The sequence below is a fragment of the Streptomyces sp. I05A-00742 genome (genome assembly GCF_013055795.1).
Classification (GTDB): Bacteria; Actinomycetota; Actinomycetes; order Streptomycetales; family Streptomycetaceae; genus Streptomyces.
In genome coordinates this window covers 299,060-321,225 of record NZ_JABETO010000004.1, presented here as the reverse complement: position 1 = coordinate 321,225, position 22,166 = coordinate 299,060, and the positions used below count along the sequence as shown (strand labels likewise).

General features: G+C 72.4%; 20 protein-coding genes and 1 pseudogene. 11 read left to right on the top strand and 10 right to left on the bottom strand.

Annotation, left to right across the window (positions count from 1 at the left end; translation table 11 throughout):
- The 3 genes and pseudogenes from HN013_RS06165 to HN013_RS06155 all read left to right on the top strand — a co-directional run.
- Nucleotides 1-177 (top strand): annotated as a pseudogene (locus tag HN013_RS06165) (4-hydroxy-3-methylbut-2-en-1-yl diphosphate synthase); the annotation flags it as partial.
- Between the two features lie 94 nt (nt 178-271).
- Nucleotides 272-2,197, top strand: coding sequence for a 1-deoxy-D-xylulose-5-phosphate synthase (gene dxs, locus HN013_RS06160; protein ID WP_171163779.1), 1,926 nt, complete (start codon nt 272-274; stop codon nt 2,195-2,197).
- Nucleotides 2,194-3,600, top strand: coding sequence for an aspartate aminotransferase family protein (locus tag HN013_RS06155; protein ID WP_171163776.1), 1,407 nt, complete (start codon nt 2,194-2,196; stop codon nt 3,598-3,600). The genes dxs and HN013_RS06155 overlap by 4 nt, the downstream gene beginning before the upstream one ends.
- A 68-nt stretch (nt 3,601-3,668) precedes the next feature.
- Here the strand turns inward: HN013_RS06155 and HN013_RS06150 are convergent, their stop codons facing one another.
- Nucleotides 3,669-6,005, bottom strand: coding sequence for an NACHT domain-containing protein (locus HN013_RS06150; protein ID WP_171163774.1), 2,337 nt, complete (start codon nt 6,003-6,005; stop codon nt 3,669-3,671).
- An 87-nt stretch (nt 6,006-6,092) separates the two neighbouring features.
- A complete protein-coding gene (locus HN013_RS06145) occupies nt 6,093-6,887 on the bottom strand; it encodes a tyrosine-protein phosphatase (protein ID WP_171163772.1) in 795 nt (264 codons plus the stop codon).
- 168 nt (nt 6,888-7,055) lie between these two features.
- On the opposite strand from HN013_RS06145, the gene HN013_RS06140 reads away from it, so the two are divergent.
- The gene (locus tag HN013_RS06140) at nt 7,056-7,847 is read left to right on the top strand and encodes an SGNH/GDSL hydrolase family protein (protein ID WP_171163770.1); all 792 of its coding nucleotides are present in this window, start codon (nt 7,056-7,058) and stop codon (nt 7,845-7,847) included.
- A 177-nt stretch (nt 7,848-8,024) separates the two neighbouring features.
- Here HN013_RS06140 and HN013_RS06135 read toward each other — a convergent pair whose 3' ends face one another.
- Nucleotides 8,025-8,495: an ATP-binding protein gene (locus tag HN013_RS06135; protein WP_312018515.1), complete on the bottom strand. Its 471-nt coding sequence runs from the start codon at nt 8,493-8,495 to the stop codon at nt 8,025-8,027.
- 145 nt (nt 8,496-8,640) lie between these two features.
- On the opposite strand from HN013_RS06135, the gene HN013_RS06130 reads away from it, so the two are divergent.
- The 4 genes from HN013_RS06130 to HN013_RS06115 all read left to right on the top strand — a co-directional run bounded on the left by HN013_RS06130 (nt 8,641) and on the right by HN013_RS06115 (nt 11,523).
- Nucleotides 8,641-9,507 carry a helix-turn-helix transcriptional regulator gene (locus HN013_RS06130; protein ID WP_171163768.1) on the top strand — a complete coding sequence of 289 codons (867 nt, stop codon included), beginning with the start codon at nt 8,641-8,643 and terminating at the stop codon, nt 9,505-9,507.
- A 3-nt stretch (nt 9,508-9,510) separates the two neighbouring features.
- Nucleotides 9,511-9,771 (top strand): DUF397 domain-containing protein, encoded by a 261-nt coding sequence (locus HN013_RS06125; RefSeq protein WP_171163766.1) that lies wholly within the window; start codon nt 9,511-9,513, stop codon nt 9,769-9,771.
- Nucleotides 9,768-10,607: an SAM-dependent methyltransferase gene (locus tag HN013_RS06120; protein WP_312018514.1), complete on the top strand. Its 840-nt coding sequence runs from the start codon at nt 9,768-9,770 to the stop codon at nt 10,605-10,607. The genes HN013_RS06125 and HN013_RS06120 overlap by 4 nt, the downstream gene beginning before the upstream one ends.
- Nucleotides 10,608-10,695: 88 nt before the next feature.
- Nucleotides 10,696-11,523, top strand: coding sequence for an SAM-dependent methyltransferase (locus tag HN013_RS06115; RefSeq protein WP_171163764.1), 828 nt, complete (start codon nt 10,696-10,698; stop codon nt 11,521-11,523).
- 30 nt (nt 11,524-11,553) lie between these two features.
- On the opposite strand, the gene HN013_RS06110 is transcribed toward HN013_RS06115, so the two are convergent.
- Nucleotides 11,554-12,114 (bottom strand): carboxymuconolactone decarboxylase family protein, encoded by a 561-nt coding sequence (locus HN013_RS06110; RefSeq protein ID WP_171163761.1) that lies wholly within the window; start codon nt 12,112-12,114, stop codon nt 11,554-11,556.
- A 140-nt stretch (nt 12,115-12,254) separates the two neighbouring features.
- On the opposite strand from HN013_RS06110, the gene HN013_RS06105 reads away from it, so the two are divergent.
- Complete coding sequence (locus tag HN013_RS06105; protein WP_171163759.1) at nt 12,255-12,902, top strand: alpha-ketoglutarate-dependent dioxygenase AlkB; 648 nt, start codon at nt 12,255-12,257, stop codon at nt 12,900-12,902.
- 49 nt (nt 12,903-12,951) lie between these two features.
- Here the strand turns inward: HN013_RS06105 and HN013_RS06100 are convergent, their stop codons facing one another.
- Entirely contained in the window at nt 12,952-13,611 is a 660-nt protein-coding gene (locus HN013_RS06100) for a TRADD-N-associated membrane domain-containing protein (RefSeq protein WP_171163757.1), read from the bottom strand.
- 282 nt (nt 13,612-13,893) lie between these two features.
- On the opposite strand from HN013_RS06100, the gene HN013_RS06095 reads away from it, so the two are divergent.
- Entirely contained in the window at nt 13,894-15,072 is a 1,179-nt protein-coding gene (locus HN013_RS06095; RefSeq protein ID WP_312018513.1) for an MBL fold metallo-hydrolase, read from the top strand.
- Between the two features lie 383 nt (nt 15,073-15,455).
- Here the strand turns inward: HN013_RS06095 and HN013_RS32770 are convergent, their stop codons facing one another.
- From HN013_RS32770 to HN013_RS06075, 4 genes are all read right to left on the bottom strand, one after another.
- Nucleotides 15,456-15,809, bottom strand: coding sequence for a beta/gamma crystallin domain-containing protein (locus HN013_RS32770; RefSeq protein ID WP_171163753.1), 354 nt, complete (start codon nt 15,807-15,809; stop codon nt 15,456-15,458).
- A 325-nt stretch (nt 15,810-16,134) separates the two neighbouring features.
- Entirely contained in the window at nt 16,135-19,356 is a 3,222-nt protein-coding gene (locus tag HN013_RS06085; RefSeq protein ID WP_249374751.1) for an amidohydrolase family protein, read from the bottom strand.
- Between the two features lie 139 nt (nt 19,357-19,495).
- Nucleotides 19,496-20,419, bottom strand: a complete 924-nt coding sequence (locus HN013_RS06080) for a transketolase (protein WP_171163749.1) — start codon at nt 20,417-20,419, stop codon at nt 19,496-19,498.
- Between the two features lie 56 nt (nt 20,420-20,475).
- Entirely contained in the window at nt 20,476-21,183 is a 708-nt protein-coding gene (locus HN013_RS06075) for a transketolase (RefSeq protein ID WP_171163747.1), read from the bottom strand.
- A gap of 89 nt (nt 21,184-21,272) precedes the next feature.
- Between HN013_RS06075 and soxR the strand changes: the two genes are divergently transcribed.
- Nucleotides 21,273-21,773 carry a redox-sensitive transcriptional activator SoxR gene (gene soxR / locus HN013_RS06070; protein ID WP_171163745.1) on the top strand — a complete coding sequence of 167 codons (501 nt, stop codon included), beginning with the start codon at nt 21,273-21,275 and terminating at the stop codon, nt 21,771-21,773.
- Here the strand turns inward: soxR and HN013_RS06065 are convergent.
- A complete protein-coding gene (locus HN013_RS06065; protein WP_171163743.1) occupies nt 21,754-22,047 on the bottom strand; it encodes a YiaA/YiaB family inner membrane protein in 294 nt (97 codons plus the stop codon). The genes soxR and HN013_RS06065 overlap by 20 nt on opposite strands.
- Nucleotides 22,048-22,166 lie beyond the last annotated feature (119 nt).

The window sequence follows — 22,166 nt, the reverse complement described above, 5'->3', positions numbered from 1 at the left end:
CTGGGTGTGGCGTCCGGCAACGGCAAGGGGCAGATCTTCGTCAAGGGCGAGGTCATCAAGACCGTGCCCGAGTCCAAGATCGTCGAGACCCTCATCGAAGAGGCGATGAAGCTGGCCGGCCGTATGGAAGCGGCGGGCGCCCCCTCCGGGCCGCCCGCCGTCACCGTGGCCGGCTGACGAGCACCGACGGGAGAGACCCGGCACGGACGGGGCCGGGCGGGCCCGGGGAGACCCGGGAAGACGAGCCGACTGAGCGAAGGAGGGGGCCGGCGTGTCGCTGCTGGAGAACATCCGCGGTCCGCGGGACCTGAAAGCACTGGGCACGGAGGACCTGAACGAACTCGCGGAGGAGATCCGCCACTTCCTGGTGCACGCCGTGGCCAGGACGGGCGGCCACCTCGGGCCGAACCTCGGCGTGGTGGAGCTCACCATCGCCCTGCACCGCTCCTTCGACTCGCCCTCCGACCGCGTCCTCTGGGACACCGGGCACCAGTCGTACGTCCACAAGCTCCTGACGGGACGTCAGGACTTCTCCAAGCTGCGCAGCAAGGGCGGCCTCTCCGGCTATCCCTCGCGCGAGGAGTCCGAGCACGACGTCATCGAGAACAGCCACGCCTCGACCGTCCTGAGCTGGGCCGACGGCCTCGCCAAGGCCAACCAGGTGCTCGGCCACTGGAACCGGCACGTCGTCGCCGTCATCGGGGACGGCGCGCTCACCGGCGGCATGGCCTGGGAGGCGCTCAACAACATCGCCGCCGCCAAGGACCGGCAGCTGATCATCGTCGTCAACGACAACGAGCGCTCCTACGCGCCCACCATCGGCGGCCTCGCCGACCACCTGGCCACCCTGCGCACCACCGACGGCTACGAGCGTTTCCTCGCCCGCGGCAAGGAGACGATCCAGGGGCTGCCCCTGATCGGCAAGCCCCTCTACGAGTCGCTGCACGGCGCGAAGAAGGGCTTCAAGGACGCCTTCGCGCCGCAGGGCATGTTCGAGGACCTGGGCCTGAAATACCTCGGCCCGATAGACGGGCACGACGTCGCCGCGGTGGAGTCCGCGCTGCGCCGCGCCAAGCGCTTCCACGGTCCCGTCCTCGTGCACTGCCGCACCGAGAAGGGCCGCGGCTACCGGCCCGCGCTGGAGGACGAGGCGGACCGCTTCCACACCGTCGGGGTGATGAACTCGCTCACCGGCGAGCCGCTGACCCCCGCCACCGGCACGTCGTGGACCTCGGTCTTCGGCGACGAGATGGTCCGCATCGGCGCCGAGCGGCCGGACGTGGTGGCGCTCACCGCGGCGATGCTCCACCCCGTCGGCCTCACCGGGTTCGCCGCGGCGTACCCGGACCGGGTCTGGGACGTGGGCATCGCCGAACAGCACGCCGCGACGTCGGCGGCCGGGCTGGCGACCGGCGGCCTGCACCCCGTCTTCGCCGTCTACGCGACGTTCCTCAACCGCGCCTTCGACCAGGTGCTCATGGACGTGGCCCTGCACAAGTGCGGTGTCACCTTCGTCCTCGACCGGGCCGGGATCACCGGCACCGACGGGCCCAGCCACAACGGCATGTGGGACATGTCGGTTCTCCAGGTCGTCCCCGGCCTGCGGATCGCCGCCCCGCGCGACGCGACCCGGCTGCGCACCCAGCTCCGCGAGGCCGTCGACATCTCGGACGCCCCCACCGTCGTGCGCTTCCCCAAGGCGACCGTCGGCCCGGACATCCCGGCCGTGGACCGCGTCGGCGGCATGGACGTACTGACCCGCCCCGAGACCCCCGACGTCCTGCTCGTCTCCGTGGGCACGATGGCCGAGGTGGCGCTGGAGGCCGCCGACCTGCTGGCCGCGCGTGGCACCGGCTGCACCGTCGTCGACCCCTGCTGGGTCAAACCGGTCGACCCGGAAATGCCCGCCCTTGCCGCCGGCCACCGGATGGTGGCGGTCGTCGAGGACAACAGCCGGACCGGAGGGGTGGGCTGGGCCGTCGCCCAGGCGCTGCGCGACGCGGACGTGGACCTGCCCCTGGAGACCATCGGCGTTCCCGAGCAGTTCCTCGCCCACGCCAAGCGCTCCGAGGTCCTCGCCGACCTGGGGCTCACCCCCGCCGAGATCGCCGGCCGGATCAGCGCGGTCCTGGCCCGCAAGGACGTCGGGAGGGACCCGGGCCGGGCCGCCGCCCCGGCGCGTAAGGAGAGCGTATGACCGTCGGACCCACCGAGGACGCCAAGGGCTTCGACCTCGCCCGGCTGCTCGCCGAGCGCGGCGGGGAACGGTATGAGCTGCACACGCGGCACCTCAACCACCAGCTGCCCCGGATGCTCCACACCATCGGCTTCGACAAGGTCTACGAGCGGGCCGAGGGCGCCCACTTCTGGGACGCCGACGGCAACGACTACCTCGATATGCTCGCCGGCTTCGGGGTGATGGGCCTCGGCCGCCACCACCCCGTCGTCCGCAAGGCCCTGCACGACGTCCTGGACGCCTCGCTCGCCGACCTCACCCGCTTCGACTGCCCGCCGCTGCCCGGCCTGCTCGCCGAGAAGCTGCTCGCGTACTCGCCCCACCTGGACCGGGTGTTCTTCGGCAACAGCGGCACCGAGGCGGTCGAGACCGCCCTCAAGTTCGCCCGCTACGCCACCGGCAAGCCGCGGATCCTGTACTGCGCGCACGCCTTCCACGGGCTGACCACCGGATCGCTGTCGGTCAACGGCGAGAACGGATTCCGCGACGGCTTCGCGCCGCTGCTCCCCGACACCGCGATCGAGCTGGGCGACCTCGACGCGCTGGAACGGGAGCTGCGGCGCGGCGACGTCGCCGCCTTCGTCGTCGAGCCCATCCAGGGCAAGGGCGTCCACATGACCCCGCCCGGCTTCCTGCGCGCCGCCCAGGAACTGCTGCACCGGCACAAGGCGCTGCTCATCGCCGACGAGGTGCAGACGGGGCTCGGGCGCACGGGGATGTTCTACGCCCACCAGCACGAGCCCGGTGTCGAACCGGACCTGGTGTGCGTGGCCAAGTCCCTGTCCGGCGGCTACGTCCCGGTCGGCGCCACCCTCGGCAAGGAGTGGATCTTCAAAAAGGTCTACTCCTCCATGGACCGCGTCCTCGTCCACTCCGCCAGTTTCGGCTCCAACGCCCAGGCCATGGCCGCCGGCCTCGCGGTGCTGTCCGTCATGGAGGACGAGCGCGTCGTCGACAACGCCCGCACCACCGGCGACCTGCTCCGCTCCCGGCTGGCCGCGCTGGTCGACAAGTACGAGCTGCTGCACGACGTCCGCGGCCGTGGCCTGATGATCGGCATCGAGTTCGGCCGCCCCAAGTCCCTCGCCCTGCGCGGCCGCTGGACCATGCTCCAGGCCGCCCGCAAGGGCCTCTTCGCCCAGATGGTGGTCGTACCACTGCTCCAGAAGCACCGCATCCTCACCCAGGTGTCGGGCGACCACCTGGAAGTCATCAAGCTGATCCCGCCGCTGATCATCGGGGAGGCCGAAGTGGACCGCTTCGTGGCGGCGTTCACCGCGGTGATGGACGAGGCGCACGGCGGCGGGTCATTGATGTGGGACTTCGGACGGACGTTGGTGAAGCAGGCGTTGCAGAGTAAATAGACCGGCCGGAATGACCGCGATGATGACGCCCCTTCGTTGTCGCCGATATCGGGTCGACTGGACGACCGCTAGCCGCGGGGTGCGGGCGGCCGTACGGGGTCGGTACGGTCCGTGCGGGGGGTGGGGAGGGCGGGGCGGGTGGCCAGGTGGTGTTGCAGCCGGGCGTGGCGGAATTGGTAGACGGGCCCGACCTGGCGGAGGATGCCGAGCCGGTGCGCGTCGGCGAGGAACGCCTGGAGCCGCCAGGGGAGTTCGTCGCGGGCGGCGAGGAGGAGGCGGGCGAGGGTGTAGTGGGGCCAGGAGTGGGCGGTCAGGGCGAGGACCGAACCCCAGAGGCCGCCGTGGAGGAGGCCGGCGACGGCGGCGAACGTGGTGGTGCGCAGCGGGTCGGACGGGACCCAGGGCAGGGCCCGTATGGCGCCGTCCGGGATGAGGAAGACGACCGCGCAGGCCGCTCCACTGATCAGTGAGACCAGGCGGTCCGCCCGGACGGAGGACGCGGCTGTCGCCACGTCGTCGGCGGTGGACGGGTCCCGGATCCAGTCCAGGGCGGCCAGGCTGATGCCCGCCACGATGCCGATCACCAGTCCCCAGGGCACGGTCCCGGGCGGGACGACGTCATCGAACCCGGCCATGGTGTAGCCGGTGAAGACGGTTTCGCTGATGGTGGCGATGCCGATGACGAGGACGAGCGCGCGGATCAGTTGTCTGCGCCAGTGCCTCCGGGCGGGGCGGCTCCGGCTCGGGGTGCGGGGAGGGGACGGCAGCCCCGCGCCCAGCATGACGAGCCACATGCTGAAACAGAAGAAGCCGACGGCGGCCGCGGGCACTGTTCCGGGAACGCCTCCGCGGTAGTAGGACCACGACGACGGCAGGGCCGCGAGGCCACCGCACAAGGAGACGACGGCAGCGGTGGCGGAAGTGTGCGCCAGGCTGCTTCTCCGCACGGTGATCAGGCCGCCGAGAGCGAGTACCGCGAGGCAGATGAGGCTTTCCAACAGCGACTGGGGGAACCACCGCAGGGCCTCCGACCACGAGGGCACAGTCAGGACGGCCACCTGGAACGCTGTGGCCAGCATGAACCCGGCGCATGTGACGAGGGCCCACGTTCCCGCGCGCCGCCACGCTCCGGCGAGGGCCGGGGTCCACCGGTAGAGCTGCCACCACGCCAGGTCGTAGGTGCCCTGGGCATGCATCCCCGTCGCGATACGGGCGAGGTGCTCCTGGGCCCGGCGGGGGTCCCAGCCGCGGTCGGGGCGCTGCCTTCGGGCGCGTCGGTAGAGAGCCGGGACGAGCGCGTCGAGGAGGTGGCGTTCGATATCGGAGGGTGCGGAGAAGCGCCGGGTGTCGAGGAGTTCGGCGGGATCGTTGTCGTCGTCGGCGTAGACGGACCGGGTGAGAGCCACCATCAGCGGGCTCGCCAGGGCTTGGGCCGCAGGGGCCCGCGGGTGGTGAACGAGGTGGTCGGCCAGGGCGTCCCAGCCCTGCTGACGGGGCCCCGGCGGCGTGGCCAGCCGCAGGAGGGCGAGGGCGTCGTCGGCGCGTACGGGCGCGGATTCCAGGACCGCCGCTCCGGTCAGGACGCCGCTCTCCGCCACCGCTCGCACATAGTCGTCGGTGCGGCAGGTGAGGACGAGGGGAGTGTCGGAGGGCAGGGTGTCGTTGAGGGAGGCCAGGGCTGCCGCCCGGCTCCGCTCGGGGAGTTCGTCGAGACCGTCGAGCACGGGGATCAGGAGGCGGTCGGTGAGGAGGTCCTCGATGACGCTGGCCCCGTAGTGCTCGGTGTCGGTCATCGCCGGATAGTCCGCACCGATCCGGCGGCGCAGCCAGTCCCCGGCGCTCTCGCGCGCGGGGTCGAAGGAGGAAAGCGAGAAGAGCACGGGAACCGGGTCGCCGGTGGCGCGCGTGCGCAGCAGGGCGAGCAGGAGGAGGACGGCGAAGGTCGTCTTCCCCGACTCTCCCGGACCCAGCACCACCAGGCGCCGGCGCGCCAGCGACCTGAACGCCCCGGCCAGTTCCTCCTCCGGTCCACCGGCCCGGCAGACCACCTGCGTGCCCACCAGCTGACGGTGGTCGGACACTCCCGGGTGGGAACAGTCCGACCAGACCAGGCGCAGCGGCTCCGGGTCGTACAGCTGCCGGAGAACCGCCTCCTCCTCCCACTGCCGGCGGACCGTACGGGCCAGCACCTCGGCCGCGTCCGCGACTTGCCCGCCGCTGGAGTGCGCACGGCTGCGCTCCGCGCGCCGGGCCCACACGGACACCACGCCGAACAGGGCGACGACAGCGCTCACCACCGCTGCGGCGGCGGAGATCCGGGCCGGATCCCGCAGCGGCCACACCCACAGCAAACCGCACGTGACCGCGGCGCACAGCGCCCAGGTCACCGTCCATCGCCAGCGCATACCGAGTGAAACGACGTGTCGGCGGCCGTAGTTACAGCGGCGGCAGTCGGTTCTCTGTTCCCGGGGGACGCTCCCCGGGGCGGCGCCTCAGCCGGTCAGCATGCGCTCCCGCAGCCGTTCCCGGCTCTCCGGGGTGAAGCCCAGGCCCTCGGCGAGGTACCGGTCCACCGACCCCCATGTGCCGTCGATGGTCGCGAACGCCTCCGCCAGGTACTCCGTCCGCGCCGCGAACAGCGGCGAGAGCAGCTCCATCGCCTCGGGCGAGGACTCGACGTCCCGTCGTACGGGGAACCGCCGGTGGGGCGCGTCGGACAGCAGGTAGTCCGCCTCGACGGCGTCGCGGGGGACGCCGAGGGCGAGCAGGGTGACGGCGACGGCGAGGCCGGCGCGGTCCTTGCCGGCGGCGCAGTGCATGAGGGCGGGGAGGTCGCCGTCGGCGAGGGAGTGGAGCATACGGCTGTGTTCGGCGGTCCGGTGGGTGATGATCGCCCGGTAGGAGCCGGTCATCCGGGCGGCCGCCCGGCCCTCGGCGAGGAGGGAGCGCAGCTGCTCCGGGCCGCCCCCGTGGACCATCCGCCAGAACTCGGTGCCGTCCGCGGGGTCGCTCATGGGGAGGTTGACGTTCCGCACGCCGGGCAGGGTGACGTCCGGGCCCTGGTCCGCGATGTCGGCGGAGTTGCGGAAGTCGAAGACGGTGTGCAGGCCCAGCGAGCCGAGGAACGCCGTGTCCGCCTCGGTGGCCCGGGCGAGGTGGCCGCTGCGGAAGAGGACGCCGGGCCGTACCCGCCGCCCGCCGGCGGCCGGGAGCCCGCCCAGGTCGCGGAAGTTGAGGACCCCCGCCAGCAGGGGCTCGGTGGCGGGGACGTGTGGCGTCTGGGTCACGGGCGCTCCTCTGGTCGGCCGGCGGCACCGGTCGGCATGCGGCGCCGGTACGACCCTACGTCCGCGTATTCCGCGAGAGGTGACTCAATTGGGGTGGGATACATCACTGCACGTCAACCCCTGGTTACGGTGGCGTAGGTCACTTGGGAGGAGGAATGATGTGCTGACGTGGCAGACGATTCGAATTCAATGAGCAAGAGCGCGATCGGGTCGTACGCAGCCGTCGGGGACAGCTTCACCGAGGGCGTCGGCGACCCGGGTCCCGGCGACTCGTTCATCGGCTGGGCCGACCGACTGGCCGTACTCCTGGCCGACCAACAGGAGGAGCACACCTTCCGCTACGCCAACCTGGCGGTGCGCGGCAGGCTCCTCGACCAGATCGTCGAGGAACAGGTGCCGCGGGCGAAGGAGCTCGCACCCGGCCTGGTCACGTTCTGCGCGGGGGGCAACGACATCCTGCGGCCGGGGTCCGACCCGGACGACGTGGCCGAGCGCTACGAGGCGGCCGTGGCCGACCTCCGGGCCTCCGTCGGCACGGTGCTGGTGTGCACCGGCTTCGACACACGCGACGTACCGGTCCTGAAGCATCTGCGGGGCAAGATCGCCACCTACACCGCCCACGTCCGCGCCATCGCGGACCGGCACGACTGTCCGGTGCTCGACCTGTGGTCGCTGCGCTCGGTGCAGGACCGGCGGGCCTGGAGCGACGACCGGCTCCACCTCTCGCCCGACGGGCACACCCGGGTGGCGCTGCGCGCGGCCCAGGTCCTCGGCCTCTCGGTGCCGGCCGACCCGGACCAGCCGTGGCCGGCGGAGGGGCAGCGGACGCCGGCCGAGGTGCGGCGGGACAACATCCACTGGGCGCGGGAGCACCTGGTCCCGTGGATCGGGCGGCGGCTGCGCGGGGAGTCGTCGGGCGACCACGTGGAGCCCAAGCGGCCGGACCTGCTGCCGCTGTAGAGGGCTGCGGAAGGCTTGGGGGAACGACGGTCTGTGCCCCGGCACCTCCCTTCGCGGGGAGGTGCCGGGGCACAGACCGTCGGACGGCGGAGCCGCGGTCCCCGCGCCGGTGGTGCGGGCGGAACGTCGGTGATGCGGGCGGGGCGGGCCCCGCCCGGGGACGCCCAGGGGCCGAGCCTAGGGACCGAGCCGCCGGTGCGGCAGTTCCGCCCAGACGACCCGGCCGCGGCCGGCCTCGTCCGGCCGTACTCCCCAGGCCTGCGACAGGGCGCCGACGAGCAGCAGCCCCCGCCCGCTCTCCTCGTCCGTCCCGCTGAAGCGCGCCCGCGGTTCCGTGGGGGCACAGCCGTGGTCCGCGACCTCGATGTGCACCAGGACCTCGTTCACCCGCAGTTGGCAGCTGACCTTGTCGCTGTCCGTGTGCCGCACGGCGTTGGTGAAGAGCTCCGACACCACCAACCGGGCGTCGTCACAGGCCGTTTCGTCGATGCCCCACTCCCGCAGCCGGGCGAGGACTTGTCTTCGCGCCTCCGCGACCGAGGCGTTGAGGGCCGGGAAGTTGAACCCGTAGGCGTAGGCGACCTGCGGGCGCCCGCCGAAGCAGCCGCCGCGGCGCCCCAGCAAAGGTGCGTCTTGGGAGGGGACCACTCCGCAACTATGTGCGATGTGAGTCAGGTGTGGCAAGCTTCAGTCTGTAAATTGCAGAATTGAAAGCGCAGCCTGTCGGCTTTGCGGACTGCATGGCACACTGCTGGGCATATGACGGGAGTTGGCGGGGCAGGAGGAGGGGACAGTGGGGGACGCGCGGGCGGCAGGCGCTCCGACCGTGCTGCGTGTCGTACTCGGCAAGCGGCTGCACGACCTGCGGGAGCAGGCGGGGCTCACCTTCCAGGAGGCGGGGCGGGCGCTCGACGTCACGCATGCCACCATCCGCAGGATGGAGAAGGCCGAGGTCGGCCTGAAGGTCCCGTACGTGGAGAAGCTGCTGCGGATCTACGGCGTGGACGACCCGGCGGAGATCGAGGGCTTCCTCGCCCTCACCCGGGAGGCCAACCGCCCCGGCTGGTGGCACCGCTTCCGTGATGTCCTGCCCGAGTGGTTCAGCGCGTTCGTCAGCCTGGAGGGGGAGGCCAACCTCATCCGCGCCTACGAACCGCACTACGTCCCCGGCCTGTTGCAGACCGAGGACTACGCCCGGGCGGTCCTCCGCGCGGGACAGCCGCACGCGCCGGACGCGGAGATCGAGCGCGCCGTCGCCGTCCGCCGCGAGCGGCAGAACCTGCTCACCCGGGAGAACGCGCCCCTGCTGTGGGTGGTGATGGACGAGACCGTGCTGCGCCGCCCCATCGGCGGCCCCGAGGTCATGCGGGGCCAGGTCGCCCGGCTCGTCGAGGCCACCGCCATGCCGAACGTGAGGCTCCAGATCATCCCGTTCGCCGCCGGGCCGCACCCGGCGATGTACGGACCGTTCCACATCTTCCGGTTCCCCATCGAGGAGCTCCCGGACATCGCGTACGCCGAAAACCTCATCGGCGCTTCCTATTTCGACCAGCGCGAGGACGTCTCGGCCTTCCTGGAGGCACTGGACCGGATGTGCGCGCAGGCCGCGCCCGCACACACCACCAAGGCATTCCTGGGTGGCATTCGTAAGGAGATCTGAACCATGGATCGCATATACAACGGCATGCCCGCCACCGACCTCGGCACCGAGGGCTGGCGCAAGCCGTGGAGCGGCGGCAACGGGGGAAGCTGCGTCGAGGTCATGCGTCTGAGAGACGGCCGGGTCGCGCTGCGCCAGTCCACGGACCCGGAGGGGCCCGCGCTGATCTACACGCACAGCGAGATGGAGACCTTCATCAGAGGCGCGAAGGCCGGAGAGGCCGACTTCCTGCTCGCCGGAGCGGCCGAAGGGCAGTGGACGTGAGCGGGACGGCCGCACAAGGACGGGGCGACGGGGAGGACGGGGGTTTCCCCGTCGCCCGGATCGACACGAGCCGGCCGCACCCGGCCCGGATGTACGACTACTACCTCGGCGGCTGGGACAACTACGAGGTCGACCGGGAGGCCGCCGAGCAGCTGCTCACGCTGGCCCCCGAGACCCGGCAGGCCGCCCGCGCCAACCGCGCCTTCCTGCGCCGGGCGGTGCGCGAGGTGGTGCGGGGCGGCATCCGGCAGATCATCGACGTCGGGACGGGCATCCCCACGTCCCCCAACACCCATGAGGTGGCCCGGGAGACGGCCGCCGGGGTGCGGGTGGCGTACGTCGACAACGACCCGATCGTGGCGACCCACGCCGGGGCGAAGCTGACCGACGACGGCAGCGCCGGGTTCGTCCTCGCCGATGTGCGCGAGCCGGACAGCATCCTGGAGCACCCCGTCGTCCGGGAACTCGTGGACTTCACCCGGCCGGTGGCGCTGCTGCTGGTCGCGGTCCTGCACTTCATCCAGGACGAGGAGGATCCGGCGGGCATCGTCCGGGCGCTCACCGGGGCGCTGCCCGAGGGCAGTTGCCTGGTGCTGACGCACGGCACCGCCGACTTCAACAGTGAGGCGTCCCGCTCCGCCGCCACCGCGTACCGGAACGCCACGGCCCAGGTGACCCTGCGGAGCCACCGGGAGATCGTGTCGTTCTTCGAGGGGTTCGACGTGCTGGACCCCGGCGTCGTCCAGGTGCCGCTGTGGCGCCCGGACGGTGAACCGCCGGCCACGGGGGTGCTGGCGGGGATCGGTCTGTACGGCGGAGTGGGGCTCAAAAAGTAATCCGGTCCGTTCCGGCAGCCGGCCCGGGGAGGGGGACCCCGGCGGTGTCGTCGGACAGGACCGTCAAGCGTGATGAAAGGGGCAGGGCGTGACCGAGCAGGGCACGGGCGGCGGGGGATTCGCGGCCGAGGAGATCGACACGAGCCGGCCGCACCCGGCCCGGATGTACGACTACTACCTCGGTGGCTGGGACAACTACGAGGTCGACCGCGCGGCGGCGGAAAGATTCATCCAGGTCATACCCGATATACGCCCCGGCGCCCGGGCCAACCGCGACTTCATGCTGCGCGCGGTGCGGAAGGTCGTCGAGAGCGGTGTGCGCCAGATCATCGACATCGGTACGGGCATCCCGACCTCGCCCAACACCCATGAGGTGGCCCAGGAGACCGACCCCGACATCCGCGTGGTCTACGTCGACAACGACCCGATCGTGGCGACGCACGCGGGGGCCAAGCTGACGAACACGGGGAACGCGGGCTTCCTGCTGGCCGACGTGCGCGAGCCCGAGAAGATCCTCGACCATCCCGTGCTGCGCGAACTGATCGACTTCGACCAGCCGGTGGCGCTGCTGCTCGTCGCCCTCCTGCACTTCGTCACGGACGAGGAGAACCCCGCCGGCATCGTCGCCACCCTGGCCGAGGCGCTGCCCGAGGGCAGCTGCCTCGTCCTCAGCCACGGCACCACCGACTTCCACAGCGAGGCCGCCCGGGCCGCGGCCGACGCGTACAGGAACGCGACGGCCCCGGTGACCCTGCGGACGTACGCGGACATCGTGCCGTTCTTCGACGGCTTCGAGCTGCTGGACCCGGGCGTCGTCCAGGTGCCGCTGTGGCACCCGGACGGCGAGCCGCCGACCCCCGCGGAGCTGGCCCGCGTGGGGTTCTACGGCGGCCTCGGCTTCAAGACCGGCCGCTGACGGGCGGCCCCGGCGCCGCGCCGGCGGTGGTCACACCGCGGCGCGGGCCGGGATGTCGCAGCTGTCCTTGAAGCCCTGACTGGTCAGTCCCAGTGCGGCGTTGGTGCGCGAGCGGAGGTTCTCGACCGAGATCATCTGGGTCAGTTCGACCAGCCGGTCGTCGTCCAGGTGCTTCCGCAGCCGCTCGACGAGCGCGTCGTCCACCGTCGGCGGGGTCGCGGTCATCGCCTCCGCGTACTCCATGACGTCGCGCTCCAGCGGGGTGTAGACCTCACTGTCGCGCCAGCGCGGCACATCGCGCAGCTTCTCGTGCGCCATGCCGTGCTGGCGGTTCTCCCAGTAGCCGAAGTCCATGCACCACGAGCAGCCGATGGCGGCCGACGACGCCATCACGGCCAGCGCCTTGAGCCCCGGGTCCAGCCGCTTCCACCGCCCCACCGACAGCTCGAAGAGCGAGGTGGACAGCAGCACCCCCCGGTGGTGGGCCAGGGCGAGCAGCGGCTCGAGCACCTGCCCGTACGCGCGGCGGCAGTACCGGGCGGTGAGGCGGTTCAGGATCGTCGGGGGCGGGTTCAGCGGGATACGGGCCATGACGGGACCGGTCCTCTCGGGTCGTGGGGTCGCTTGCAGGGGTACGACGGGCGACCCGGCGCGGACGTGACACCTTCCAGGCACTTTCCGGGAAAATCTTTCCCGATGCCTTCGTCGCCTCGCGCGCCTAGGCTGAACACATGCACGACGAGCTGTTCCCGCGGCCGCCGGCCGAGGTGGCGCCGGGGGCCGTGCACGTTCCCGGCTGGCTGGACCCCGCCGCCCAGCGCCGGCTGCTCGACGCCTGCCGCGAGTGGTCCAGGCCCCCCGCCGGGCTGCGGACCGTGCGCATGCCGAGCGGCGGCGAGATGTCCGTCCGCACGGTGTGCCTGGGCTGGCACTGGTACCCGTACGGCTACGCCCGGACCACCGTCGACGGCGACGGCACCCCCGTCAAGCCGTTCCCCGACTGGCTCGGCGACCTCGCCCGGGACGGTGTCGCCCGCGCCTACGGCACGGCGCCCGGCGCCGAGCCCTACGACATCGCCCTGGTGAACTTCTACGACTCCGACGCGAAGATGGGCCTCCACCGCGACGCCGACGAGACGTCCGACGCCCCCGTCGTCTCACTCAGCCTCGGTGACTCCTGCGTCTTCCGCTTCGGCAACACCGAGACCAGGACCCGCCCCTGGACGGACGTCGAGCTCCGCAGCGGCGACCTCTTCGTCTTCGGCGGCCCCTCCCGCCACGCGTACCACGGCGTACCCCGCACCTTCCCGGGCACCGCACCGGCCGGCCTGGGGCTGACCGGGCGGCTGAACGTCACGCTGCGCGTCAGCGGGTTCTGACGGGTCGGGGGGCCGGAGGCGGCGCCGGTGCGGGGCTGACCGCGAAGGCTCAGGACGAGCCGTTCCGCAGGCGTTCGGTGCTGGTGTCGAAGAGCTTGAGGGCGCCGTGGACGTTCTTCAGGTCCACGGTGGCCCCGCTGAGTTCGAGGGCGACCGCTGCGGCGAGGTTGTCGCGGAGGAGCGGCTGCTGGACCTGTTCGATGAGGTTCAGGGCCCGTACGGCGCGGGCGTTGCGTTCGGCGTCCTCGCGGAGGTCGCCGAGCACTTGAATCATGAGTTTGCGTTCTTCCGCCCGGTTGCGGAAGAAGAAGAACGACAGCACCTGGGAGAAAAGGCCGGCCGCGGTCATGACCACGGCGAGTACCAGGTCGTCGGACCGGTAGACGCCGACCAGAATTCCCGCGGCGATGATGGCGTATCCGAGTACGGCCGCTGCGATGGCCGCGAAAAAGCTGACGTCGGCCCGGCGCCCGACCTTGGCGTAGTACCCCTCCAGGAGGCGGGAGAGCGTCGCCTGCGCCGGGCTCGGTGCGGCCTCCGCGGCCTCGGTGGCCAGTGGTTGGGTGACCAGTGGCTCCGCCGGGGCGGGGCCTCCCGCCTCCGCCTGGGTTCTCGCCCGGAGCCGGGCCACGGCCTGGGTCCAGGCGTCGGGCCCGGTGGTCGTGGCCATGGCGGAGACCGCGGCCACGAGTGCTGATATTGGATCCATGATGATCCACCCCCGATTTGGCAGTGGCTTCTGACGTTACTGGCGTGGGGGTGTTGGAAGTGTGAGGTGTCCGGGAAATAGTGGGGGAACAGGGAATTCCCGTACGGGTATTCGCTGTGGTGTTTGTTCGATTGTCGGGGGTGGAATTCCCTGAGCCGGGAGGGGGTGTGTGCCCTCCCGGCGGACCCGGCCGCAGGACCCGCGGAAACGATCAAGGATGGCGCGGGCGGGTGGGACCGGCCGATAATGGGACGGATCGTTTCCCCACGCCCTGGAGGTGCCGTGCCCGGCTCCCGCGCTCCCCGATCACCGCTCGACGCGCTGCGCCCGGCCGCGTTCGGCGCCGACCCGTCGGGGGAACGGATGGCCCGCATCAGGCGGTCGCCGCACTTCGCCGGCGGGGTCTTCGTCAACCCGGCCGGGCCCGAACGGGCGCCGTCCCGTTCGATGCTGGCCTTCCTGCCCACGTACTTCCGCAAGGAGGAGCGCGTCCGCCGCGCCCCCGCGCACGCCGTCCCGGTGCACCCCACGACCGTCGCCGACCTGGCCGCGGCCCCCGCGTCGGGGCTGCGGATCACCTGGATGGGGCACTCCAGCGTGCTGGCCGAGATCGACGGCCACCGGGTGCTGTTCGACCCCGTCTGGTCCGAACGCTGCTCCCCGTCCGCCTTCGCGGGTCCCAGACGGCTGCACCCCGTACCGGTGCCGCTCGCCGAGACCGGGCACGTGGACGCCGTCGTCATCTCCCATGACCACTACGACCACTTGGACATGCCCACCGTGCGCGCCCTGGCCCGCACGGGAACGGCCTTCGTGGTGCCGCTCGGCGTCGGCGCGCACCTGGAGCACTGGGGGATCCCGGCCGGGCGGATCACCGAACTCGACTGGCACGAGTCCACTCTCCTCGGTGACCTCACCCTGACCGCCACCCCCGCCCGTCACTTCTGCGGCCGGGCGCTCCGCAACACCCAGCACACCCTGTGGGCATCCTGGGTGGTCGCCGGCCCCCGGCACCGCGTCTTCCACAGCGGCGACACCGGCTACTTCCCCGGCTTCGCCGGAATCGGCGAGCGCTACGGGCCGTTCGACGCCACCCTGATGCAGGTCGGCGCCTACTCCGAGTTCTGGCCCGACATTCACATGGAACCGGAGGAGGGCCTGCGCGCCCACCTCGACCTCCAGGGCTCCGCCCCCGGCGACCGCGGCATCCTCCTCCCCATCCACTGGGGCACCTTCAACCTCGCTCCCCACCCGTGGGACGAACCCGCCGAACGCACCGTCACGGCGGCCTCCCGCGCCGGCGTACGGTACGCCGTCCCCCGCCCCGGCCAGCCCTTCGAGCCGGCGGACGGGCTGGCACCGGACGCGTGGTGGCAGACCGTCGCCGTGGACGGGAAACAGCGGCGCGCTACGGGTGCCCCCGCGCCCGCGGTACGGCTCGGCCTGGCGGCCGACCGGTGATGCCCGGGCGGGTGCCGCCCTCAGGGGCGGGGGCGTGGCCAAGAACGTCCAGACGGAGAACGCGGCGAGCGGGAGAGAGTCGAAGCCGACGGCCGCACCGGCGTAGGTGAAGGTCACCGCCGTGAACGCGGAACCGGCGATGAGGCCACAGATCTCCGGGAAGAGAGCTATGGCCCCATCGAGTTGATCGCGTCGACGAGCTCGCACGCCATTTTCCTGGGCTTTCCCGCACTCCTGGGTGGCTTTGCCGAACGTACGCCCAAGCCTCGGTGAGGCTAAGGGGAGTGGAGTGGGTCAGGGGAGAGCGCGTTTCGGCATACCTGGGCACAGAGGCGCACTTCGTGCGCTGCCCGGGAGCGCTTTATCGCCGACTCGTCAACTCGTCACAGGATTTCGATGGCGTTGACCTTCGGCGGGCGGTTGGGGAAGGTGATTTCGTGCCACCGCTCGATTTTCACCGAGTCGCCGTTGGCGTCGTAGTAGATCAGGTCGTTGTTCCCGGTGGAGATCTTGTCGACCCACCATCCGCCGAAGTTGGTCTTTCCGCGGTTCGCGTAGCAGTCCACGCTCTGGCGGCCGCCGCTGTGCGACCAGATCTTCAGGAAGTTTTCCCCGCCGCGGCAGGTGACGTGGTCGATGGCGAATGCGTTGCCGGTCGGCACGGCCACGGTGAGGGTGGCGGCCGCGGCGAACGCTGCCGCTAAGGAGCAGAGGGATTTCTTCGTTTTCGAGATCACAAGTTCTCCTCATGCGAATGTCGAACCGGGAGCTCACTTCCTGGGCAAGACTCTGGATGGCACCTGCAACAGGGCCGTCGTGTTGTCTCGTCCCGTGATTGCGATAACAACGGTCCTATAAAGCGGCTGTATGGGGCAATCTTCTCCGTGATCCTCGGCTGGAATGTACCCCCCAAATGTCCGGATCGGTGTCATGTGGAGGGAGTTGGCACGTTCGCGCCCGGGTGTGGGCTGCCGTGGCCACAGGGGGCCACAGGGGGCCACAGGGGGGGGCAAGCGGCCCCACCCCGACCGCCGTCACCCGGCGTACCGGCACAGGCCCCCCTCAGTGCCCCAAGTCGCAGCAGGAATCCCGCCGCAGCCGTCGTCCGACCTCCAGCCAGTCCCCGTGGGTCGAGCTCTTGCTCCTTGCCGCCGGGGCCTCGTCGCTGCCGTAGGCGGCGAGCAGGGTGCGCTGGTCGAAGGGGATGCCGCCGCGGAGCACCGACTCGGTTCGCACGAGGGTGTCGAAGTTCTCGAAGGGGTCGCCGTCGACGACGGTCATGTCGGCGAGCTTGCCCGCCTCCAGGGTGCCCAGGTCGCGGTCCGCGCCGAAGACCCGCGCCGGCAGCACGGTCGCGGTGCGGAGCGCCTCCGCGGCCGACAGGCCGTAGCGGTGCAGGGCCCGGAGGCCCACGTGGAGGGAGAGGCCGACGGGGACCAGCGGGGCGTCCGTGCCCAGGGCGACGAGACCGCCGCCGGACAGGACGCGCCGGTAGACGTCCACCTCGGTCCGGAGCGTGGCCAGTTGCTCGTCCGTCGGGCGTTCGGCGGCCGTCTTGCGGACCAGCGCCACGTCCCACGGCGGCATCAGCCGGGTCACCCGCGGGTCCTCCGCGAGGGCCGGGGCGGCGCCGAGCAGGGGCACCGACGTGAAGAGGGTGGCGATGAGGTGGAAGTCCGTCCGGGTGTAGACCTCCTGGACGTCCTGGTAGGCCCGACCGCTCGCCGACGTCGCGTGCCCGAACTCCATCCGCTGCGTGGCCTGGAGATGGGTCGTCAGATCCTGACCGAGCTGGACGCCGGGGGAGCACAGGTGCGAGCCGGTGCGCACCCCCAGCTCCTCGTGCGCGTACCGCGCGGCCTCCGTCATCACCCAGCCGGGCGCCCGGACGTACGTCTTCACGAAGTCCCAGTCCAGGGCCGAGGCCCGGGACAGGGACCGGCGCAGACCCTCGCGGGTCCGGTGGGCCCGGCCCATGCTGTACGCCACGCGGGCGCCGTCGAGGAGTTCGCCGCAGGTCAGCAGGCGCGGCCCGGCGAGGTCACCGGCCGCCACCGCCTCGCGGAGGCGGGCCTGTTCGTAGGCGGCACCACCGAACGAGACGGCCGTGGTGATCCCGTAGGCGAGCTGGAGGGCGGTCTGCCGGCCGCCGTAGGTGATCTGCCAGGGGTGGGTATGGGCGTCCCACAGCCCGGGGATCACCGTCCGCCCGGACGCGTCGACCGTGTGCCGCGCGGCGCGGCGCGCCCGGCGCGGTTCGACGGCGTGGATCCGGCCGTCGCGGACGAGCACGTCGACGTCCTCGCGGACGGTGTCCCCGGTGCCGTCCCAGAAGCGGCCCGCGCGCACGACCGTGTCGGACGGCGTCGGCCTGCGGTAGTCGAGGGAGACCGGCACCGTGCGCGTCCGCCCGTCCGCCACCTCCAGCAGGCGCAGCTTCCCGGCCGAGAGGTAGAGGATCCGGCGCGAGTCCGCCGACCAGGACGGGTGGTCGGCCGCCTCGTCGGTGAGCCGGCGCGGCGCGCCCGCCGGGGACCCGTCGGGGCGTACGGGCAGCAGCCACAGCGCGGACTCGCTGATCACGGCCATGGAGCGCCCGTCGGGCGACCAGACGGGCCCGGAGTCGTACCGGTCGGCGACGGAGGCGTGCGGGGCCATGGCGTGCAGCCGCGAGGTGCCGTCGGACGTGTCCACGACGCGGATGAGGTTGTAGCCCTCGCGGAAGCGCTGGTTGAGCCGGTTGCGGTCGCAGTACGCGACGTACCGCCCGTCGGGCGACCAGCTGGGCCTGCCCGGCAGGCCGCCCCCGCCCATGGGCGCGGCCAGCACGCGGTCCGTACCCGCCGCGAGGTCGCGGACGAGGAGGTTGCCGGAGAGGTCGAGGCAGGCGAGCCGCTTGCCGTCCGGGGAGAGCGCGGGGTTCACCCGGCCGCCGCCCGCGAGTTCGGTGTCCTCGCCGGAGGCGAGGTCGTGGCGGCGGACGGCGAGCAGGCCCGAGCGGTCGTCGGCGTAGACCAGCGCCTTGCCGTCGGGCGTCCAGACCGGGCCGAGCAGGTAGCGGGTGGCGTCCGCCCGGACCACCCGGCGGGGGGCCGCACCGCCGGAGACGTCGGCGATCCAGAGGGAGTTGAGGGCGGCGAACGCGACTTTCCGGGCGTCGGGGGACAGTGCGGGCAGGTGTACGGAGCGCACACTGCCGACTCCGCCGACCGCCATGTCGTACCGCTTGACGCGGTACCGCGGCCGGTCGACCGGCAGTTTCGCGGTGAACGGGACGGTCGCGACGGCCGACGCCGACGGTTCCTTGCCCCCGCCGACCCGGACGACGCGGAACTGCCCCTCCACGGTGAGCAGGAGCTCGTCCCGGGAGACCCAGCGCGGCGGCACCGGCTCCACGTCGCCCTCGACCGGCACCGCCGCCCCGTCGACGACCAGGGTGCAGGACGCGGCGGGGGCGGCGGTCGTCCGCAGGTAGGCCAGCCGTCCGCCCGGGCCCACCGCGGGGGTCATGACCTGCGCCTTCTCGGTCTCGGTGTGTTCGGTGCGGACCGGGCCCCGGCCGTCGGAGGGCACCGACGCCACCGTGCGCGACACCAGCGCGTCCTTCGTCGCCTGACCGCGCACGAACAGCAGCCGCTTGCCGTCCGGCGACCAGACCGGGTCGAAGTCCTCCCACGCGCCGTCCTGCAACGGGCCGTCCTGGCCCGGCAGTCCGGTCACCCGGGTGAGGGCGCCCGTCCGTACGTCCACCGTCCAGACGCGGTACGGGCTGCCCGTCACGGGGTCGCCGCCGCGCTCCGAGGCGAAGGCGATCCGGGTGCCGTCCGGCGACCAGGACGGGCCCCGGTCGTCCCAGGGGCCGTCGGTCAGCTGCCGCAGGCCCGAGCCGTCGGGCCGCAGCGTCCAGATGTGGAACCCACCGCCCCGGTAGGCGCAGACGGCGAGCAGCCGGCCGTCGGGGGAGTGCACCGGCCGGGTCGGCTCCAGGTCCGGGGGCGTGATCGCGACGGCGTCACCGCCCTTCCGGGGGACGGACCACAGGACGTTCTGCACCTCGGCGACGAGCCGGTCGCCGAACAGCGAGGCGGCGCCGTTGGTGGCGGCGGTGAAGGAGAGGACGGGCGGCCGGGAGGCCGCTGCGGCGTCGGCGACCGGCGCCGCCCCCGCCTGCGCCGGGACGACCCCGGTCACACCCGCCACGGCGGCGGTACCGGCGGTGGCCTGGAGGAATCTGCGCCGGGAGAGGGGAGAGGGGCGGGTGCCCTGGGGGCCCTGGACGTCCAACTTTCCTCCTGCGGTGAGGGAGTTGTGCGGGGCGCGAGATGATGATCGCGATTGGATCATCGTTCACGCTGCCCGGGGCCTCGGTCAACACCGCACGGGGCCGGGTGGGGCACACCGGAGGGGAGGGGGCCGGTCGCCGTCAGGAAGGCGCGTCCAGGTGCAGGAAGGCGCCGACGCGCTCCCGCAGCGCACGCGGGTCCAGCCCGTGCGCGGCCAGATGCTCCTGGAGCGTCCCGTACCGCCGCAGCTCGCGGCGGCCCACCCCCAGCCCGAGCACGCGGTGCGGCACGTCCACCAGGGCGTCGTTCGCCAGGGCGGTGGAGGTCCCCGCGGCGTACGGCTCGACCAGCACGACGTCCGCCCCCGCCGCCCCGCCCGTCCCCGCGGCGGCCGCCCGCAGGCCCGGGGCGTCGAAGGGCCGGACGGTCGTCGCGTACAGCACGGTGACGTCCAGGCCGGTGACGGCCTCCAGGACGTCGTCCAGCACCGGCCCCACCGCGACCACCACACCGCCGCGCCCCTCCCGCAGCCGCAGGAAACGCCCGTCGGCGACCGGCCGCGGCTCGGCGTTGGACTGCGCGGAGAGCCGGACGTACACCCGCTCGTCATCGGCGGCCACCGCCCGCCGCAGCAGCGCCTCGGCCTCGTCCGGGTGGCCGGGCACGTGCTGCGTCCAGCCGTCGAGCGTGTCCAGCAGCGCGACATCGCCCGGCGCCATGTGGGTGCGGCCGTCCGGGGGGCGGTCGTACGAGCCGCCCGCGCTGACCAGCACCCCGCCCGCGCCCTGGTGCCCGAAGTCCAGCTTGATCTGCTCGAACGCCCGCTCGACGAGGAAGCTCGCGAAGGTGTGGACGACCGGCCGCATCCCGGTGAGGGCCAGACCACCGCCCAGCCCCACCAGCAGCTGCTCCCGGATCCCCACGTTGATCACCCGGTCCGGATGGGCCCGCCGGGCGGCCGCGAAGCCGTCCGCCCCGATGTCGGCCAGGACGAGCGCGGTGCGCGGGTCGGTGTCGAGGAGCTCGGTGACGGTGGCGGTGAAGCGCTCGCGCATGGTGTCCATGGGGTCGTCCTTTCTCGGGTGCTCAGGGGTCCGGACGCCGATGAGGGGCCGGGAGCTCAGGTGCCGTGCCCGCGCCCGACCGTGGCCACCACGGCGTGCGGGCGTCCCGGATGCGGCGCGGTGTACGCCGCGTGGAGGGCGTCGTGGTCCCGGCCGTCCACGGTCACGGCCGACCAGCCGGCGAGGGCGAAGCGGGAGGCGATGCCGCCGGGCCATCCATGGGTGGCGGAACCGTTGTCGATCACCACCACGTGCAGGGAGTCCAGGCCCACCGCCCCCGCGTAGGCGATCGCCTCGTGATTGCTGCCCTCGTCGAGCTCCGCGTCCCCGGTCAGCACCCACACCCGCGGGCCCGTGCGGCCCTGGGCCCGCAGCCCGTGCGCCATACCGACGCCCAGCGGCAGCCCGTGCCCGAGCGAGCCGCTGGAGATCTCGGCCCCGGGCACCAGCGTCCGGTCGGGGTGGTGGCCCAGGGGCGAGTCGTAGGAGCCGAAGCCGGTCAGCCAGTCGGCCGGGAAGAAGCCCTTGGCCGCGAGTACCGCGTAGTAGGCCATGGGCCCGTGGCCCTTCGAGAGCAGGAAGCGGTCCCGGTCGTCCGCCTCCGCGGTCGCCGGCGAGACGAGGAGGACCCGGTCGTAGAGCACCCACAGGGCGTCGAGGGTCGAGGTCGCGGCCGGCCCGTGCTTCTCGTCGCCGCTCATCCGGCCCATCAGACCGGGCAGGTCGTCGTAGCCGTACACGGCCGTCGCCGATGTCGAGGTCATACCGCCCAGGCTGCTACGTGAAGCGCACTTGATGTCAATGCGCTCCCGCCCCGGTCGCGGGCCCCCGCCCGGGGCTACGCTCTGCAGGCATGACGGACCGCAGCCAGCTGATGACCATCGGGGAACTCGCCGCCCGGAGCGGACTCGCCACCTCCGCCCTGCGCTACTACGAACAGCTCGGTCTGATCCGCTCGGAGCGCACCGCGGGCGGCCGCCGCCGATATCCGCGGTCCACCCTGCGCCGCGTCGCCTTCGTCCGCGCGGCCCAGGCCGTCGGGCTCTCCCTCGACGAGGCCCGCACCGCCATGGGCCGCCTGCCCGAGGACCGGGCCCCCACGGCGGCCCAGTGGAACCGGGTGGCCCGCGCCTGGACCGAGCGCATCGACGAGCGCATCGCCGAGCTGGAACGGCTCCGGCGCAGGATCACCGGCTGCATCGGCTGCGGCTGCCTCTCCCTGCGGAAATGCGCCATCTACAACCCCGACGACAGCGCCGCCGACAAGGGCGCGGGCGCCCGCTACCTGCTCGGCGACGAGCCGCCCGTCTCCCCTGCCCCCGGATCTCCGCAGGTCACAGACCCTCGGCCTTGAACGGGTCCTGCTGGATCAGCAGGTTGTCGATCCGCGCCTTGTCGACCCGGTTGGTGATCTCGTCCACCTCCTGCCGGTCCCGTACGCACTTGGCCAGCGTGAACGCCGACGACACCACGAAGACCAGCCCCAGCCCCAGGAACCCCCGCTCCCAGGCGCCCAGGGGCAGCTTCACGATCCCGACCGCCAGCGCCACCAGCGACAGTCCGAAGGAGAGGGCGGCCTGCACGTAGAACGCCGTGGTCGTGGGCCGCTGTATCGATGGAGTACTCATGCCCGCAGCGTCCCGGACCCCGGGCACCGCCCACATGAGTACCCCTACTCATCTCCACCCCCGCACCCCGGGCCCCGTACCCACCCGCATCGCCCCTCCCCGGCCCCCTCTCCGCCCCG

What these genes read in the sequence shown, in the direction of transcription:
- HN013_RS06100 (WP_171163757.1), bottom strand. Translation starts at nt 13,611, where the DNA reads ATGGATCCAATATCAGCACTCGTGGCCGCGGTCTCCGCCATGGCCACG.
- HN013_RS06080 (WP_171163749.1), bottom strand. Translation starts at nt 20,419, where the DNA reads ATGGACACCATGCGCGAGCGCTTCACCGCCACCGTCACCGAGCTCCTC.
- HN013_RS06105 (WP_171163759.1), top strand. Translation starts at nt 12,255, where the DNA reads ATGCACGACGAGCTGTTCCCGCGGCCGCCGGCCGAGGTGGCGCCGGGG.
- HN013_RS06150 (WP_171163774.1), bottom strand. Translation starts at nt 6,005, where the DNA reads ATGCGCTGGCGATGGACGGTGACCTGGGCGCTGTGCGCCGCGGTCACG.
- soxR (WP_171163745.1), top strand. Translation starts at nt 21,273, where the DNA reads ATGACGGACCGCAGCCAGCTGATGACCATCGGGGAACTCGCCGCCCGG.
- HN013_RS06125 (WP_171163766.1), top strand. Translation starts at nt 9,511, where the DNA reads ATGGATCGCATATACAACGGCATGCCCGCCACCGACCTCGGCACCGAG.
- HN013_RS06155 (WP_171163776.1), top strand. Translation starts at nt 2,194, where the DNA reads ATGACCGTCGGACCCACCGAGGACGCCAAGGGCTTCGACCTCGCCCGG.
- HN013_RS06110 (WP_171163761.1), bottom strand. Translation starts at nt 12,114, where the DNA reads ATGGCCCGTATCCCGCTGAACCCGCCCCCGACGATCCTGAACCGCCTC.
- HN013_RS06075 (WP_171163747.1), bottom strand. Translation starts at nt 21,183, where the DNA reads ATGACCTCGACATCGGCGACGGCCGTGTACGGCTACGACGACCTGCCC.
- HN013_RS06065 (WP_171163743.1), bottom strand. Translation starts at nt 22,047, where the DNA reads ATGAGTACTCCATCGATACAGCGGCCCACGACCACGGCGTTCTACGTG.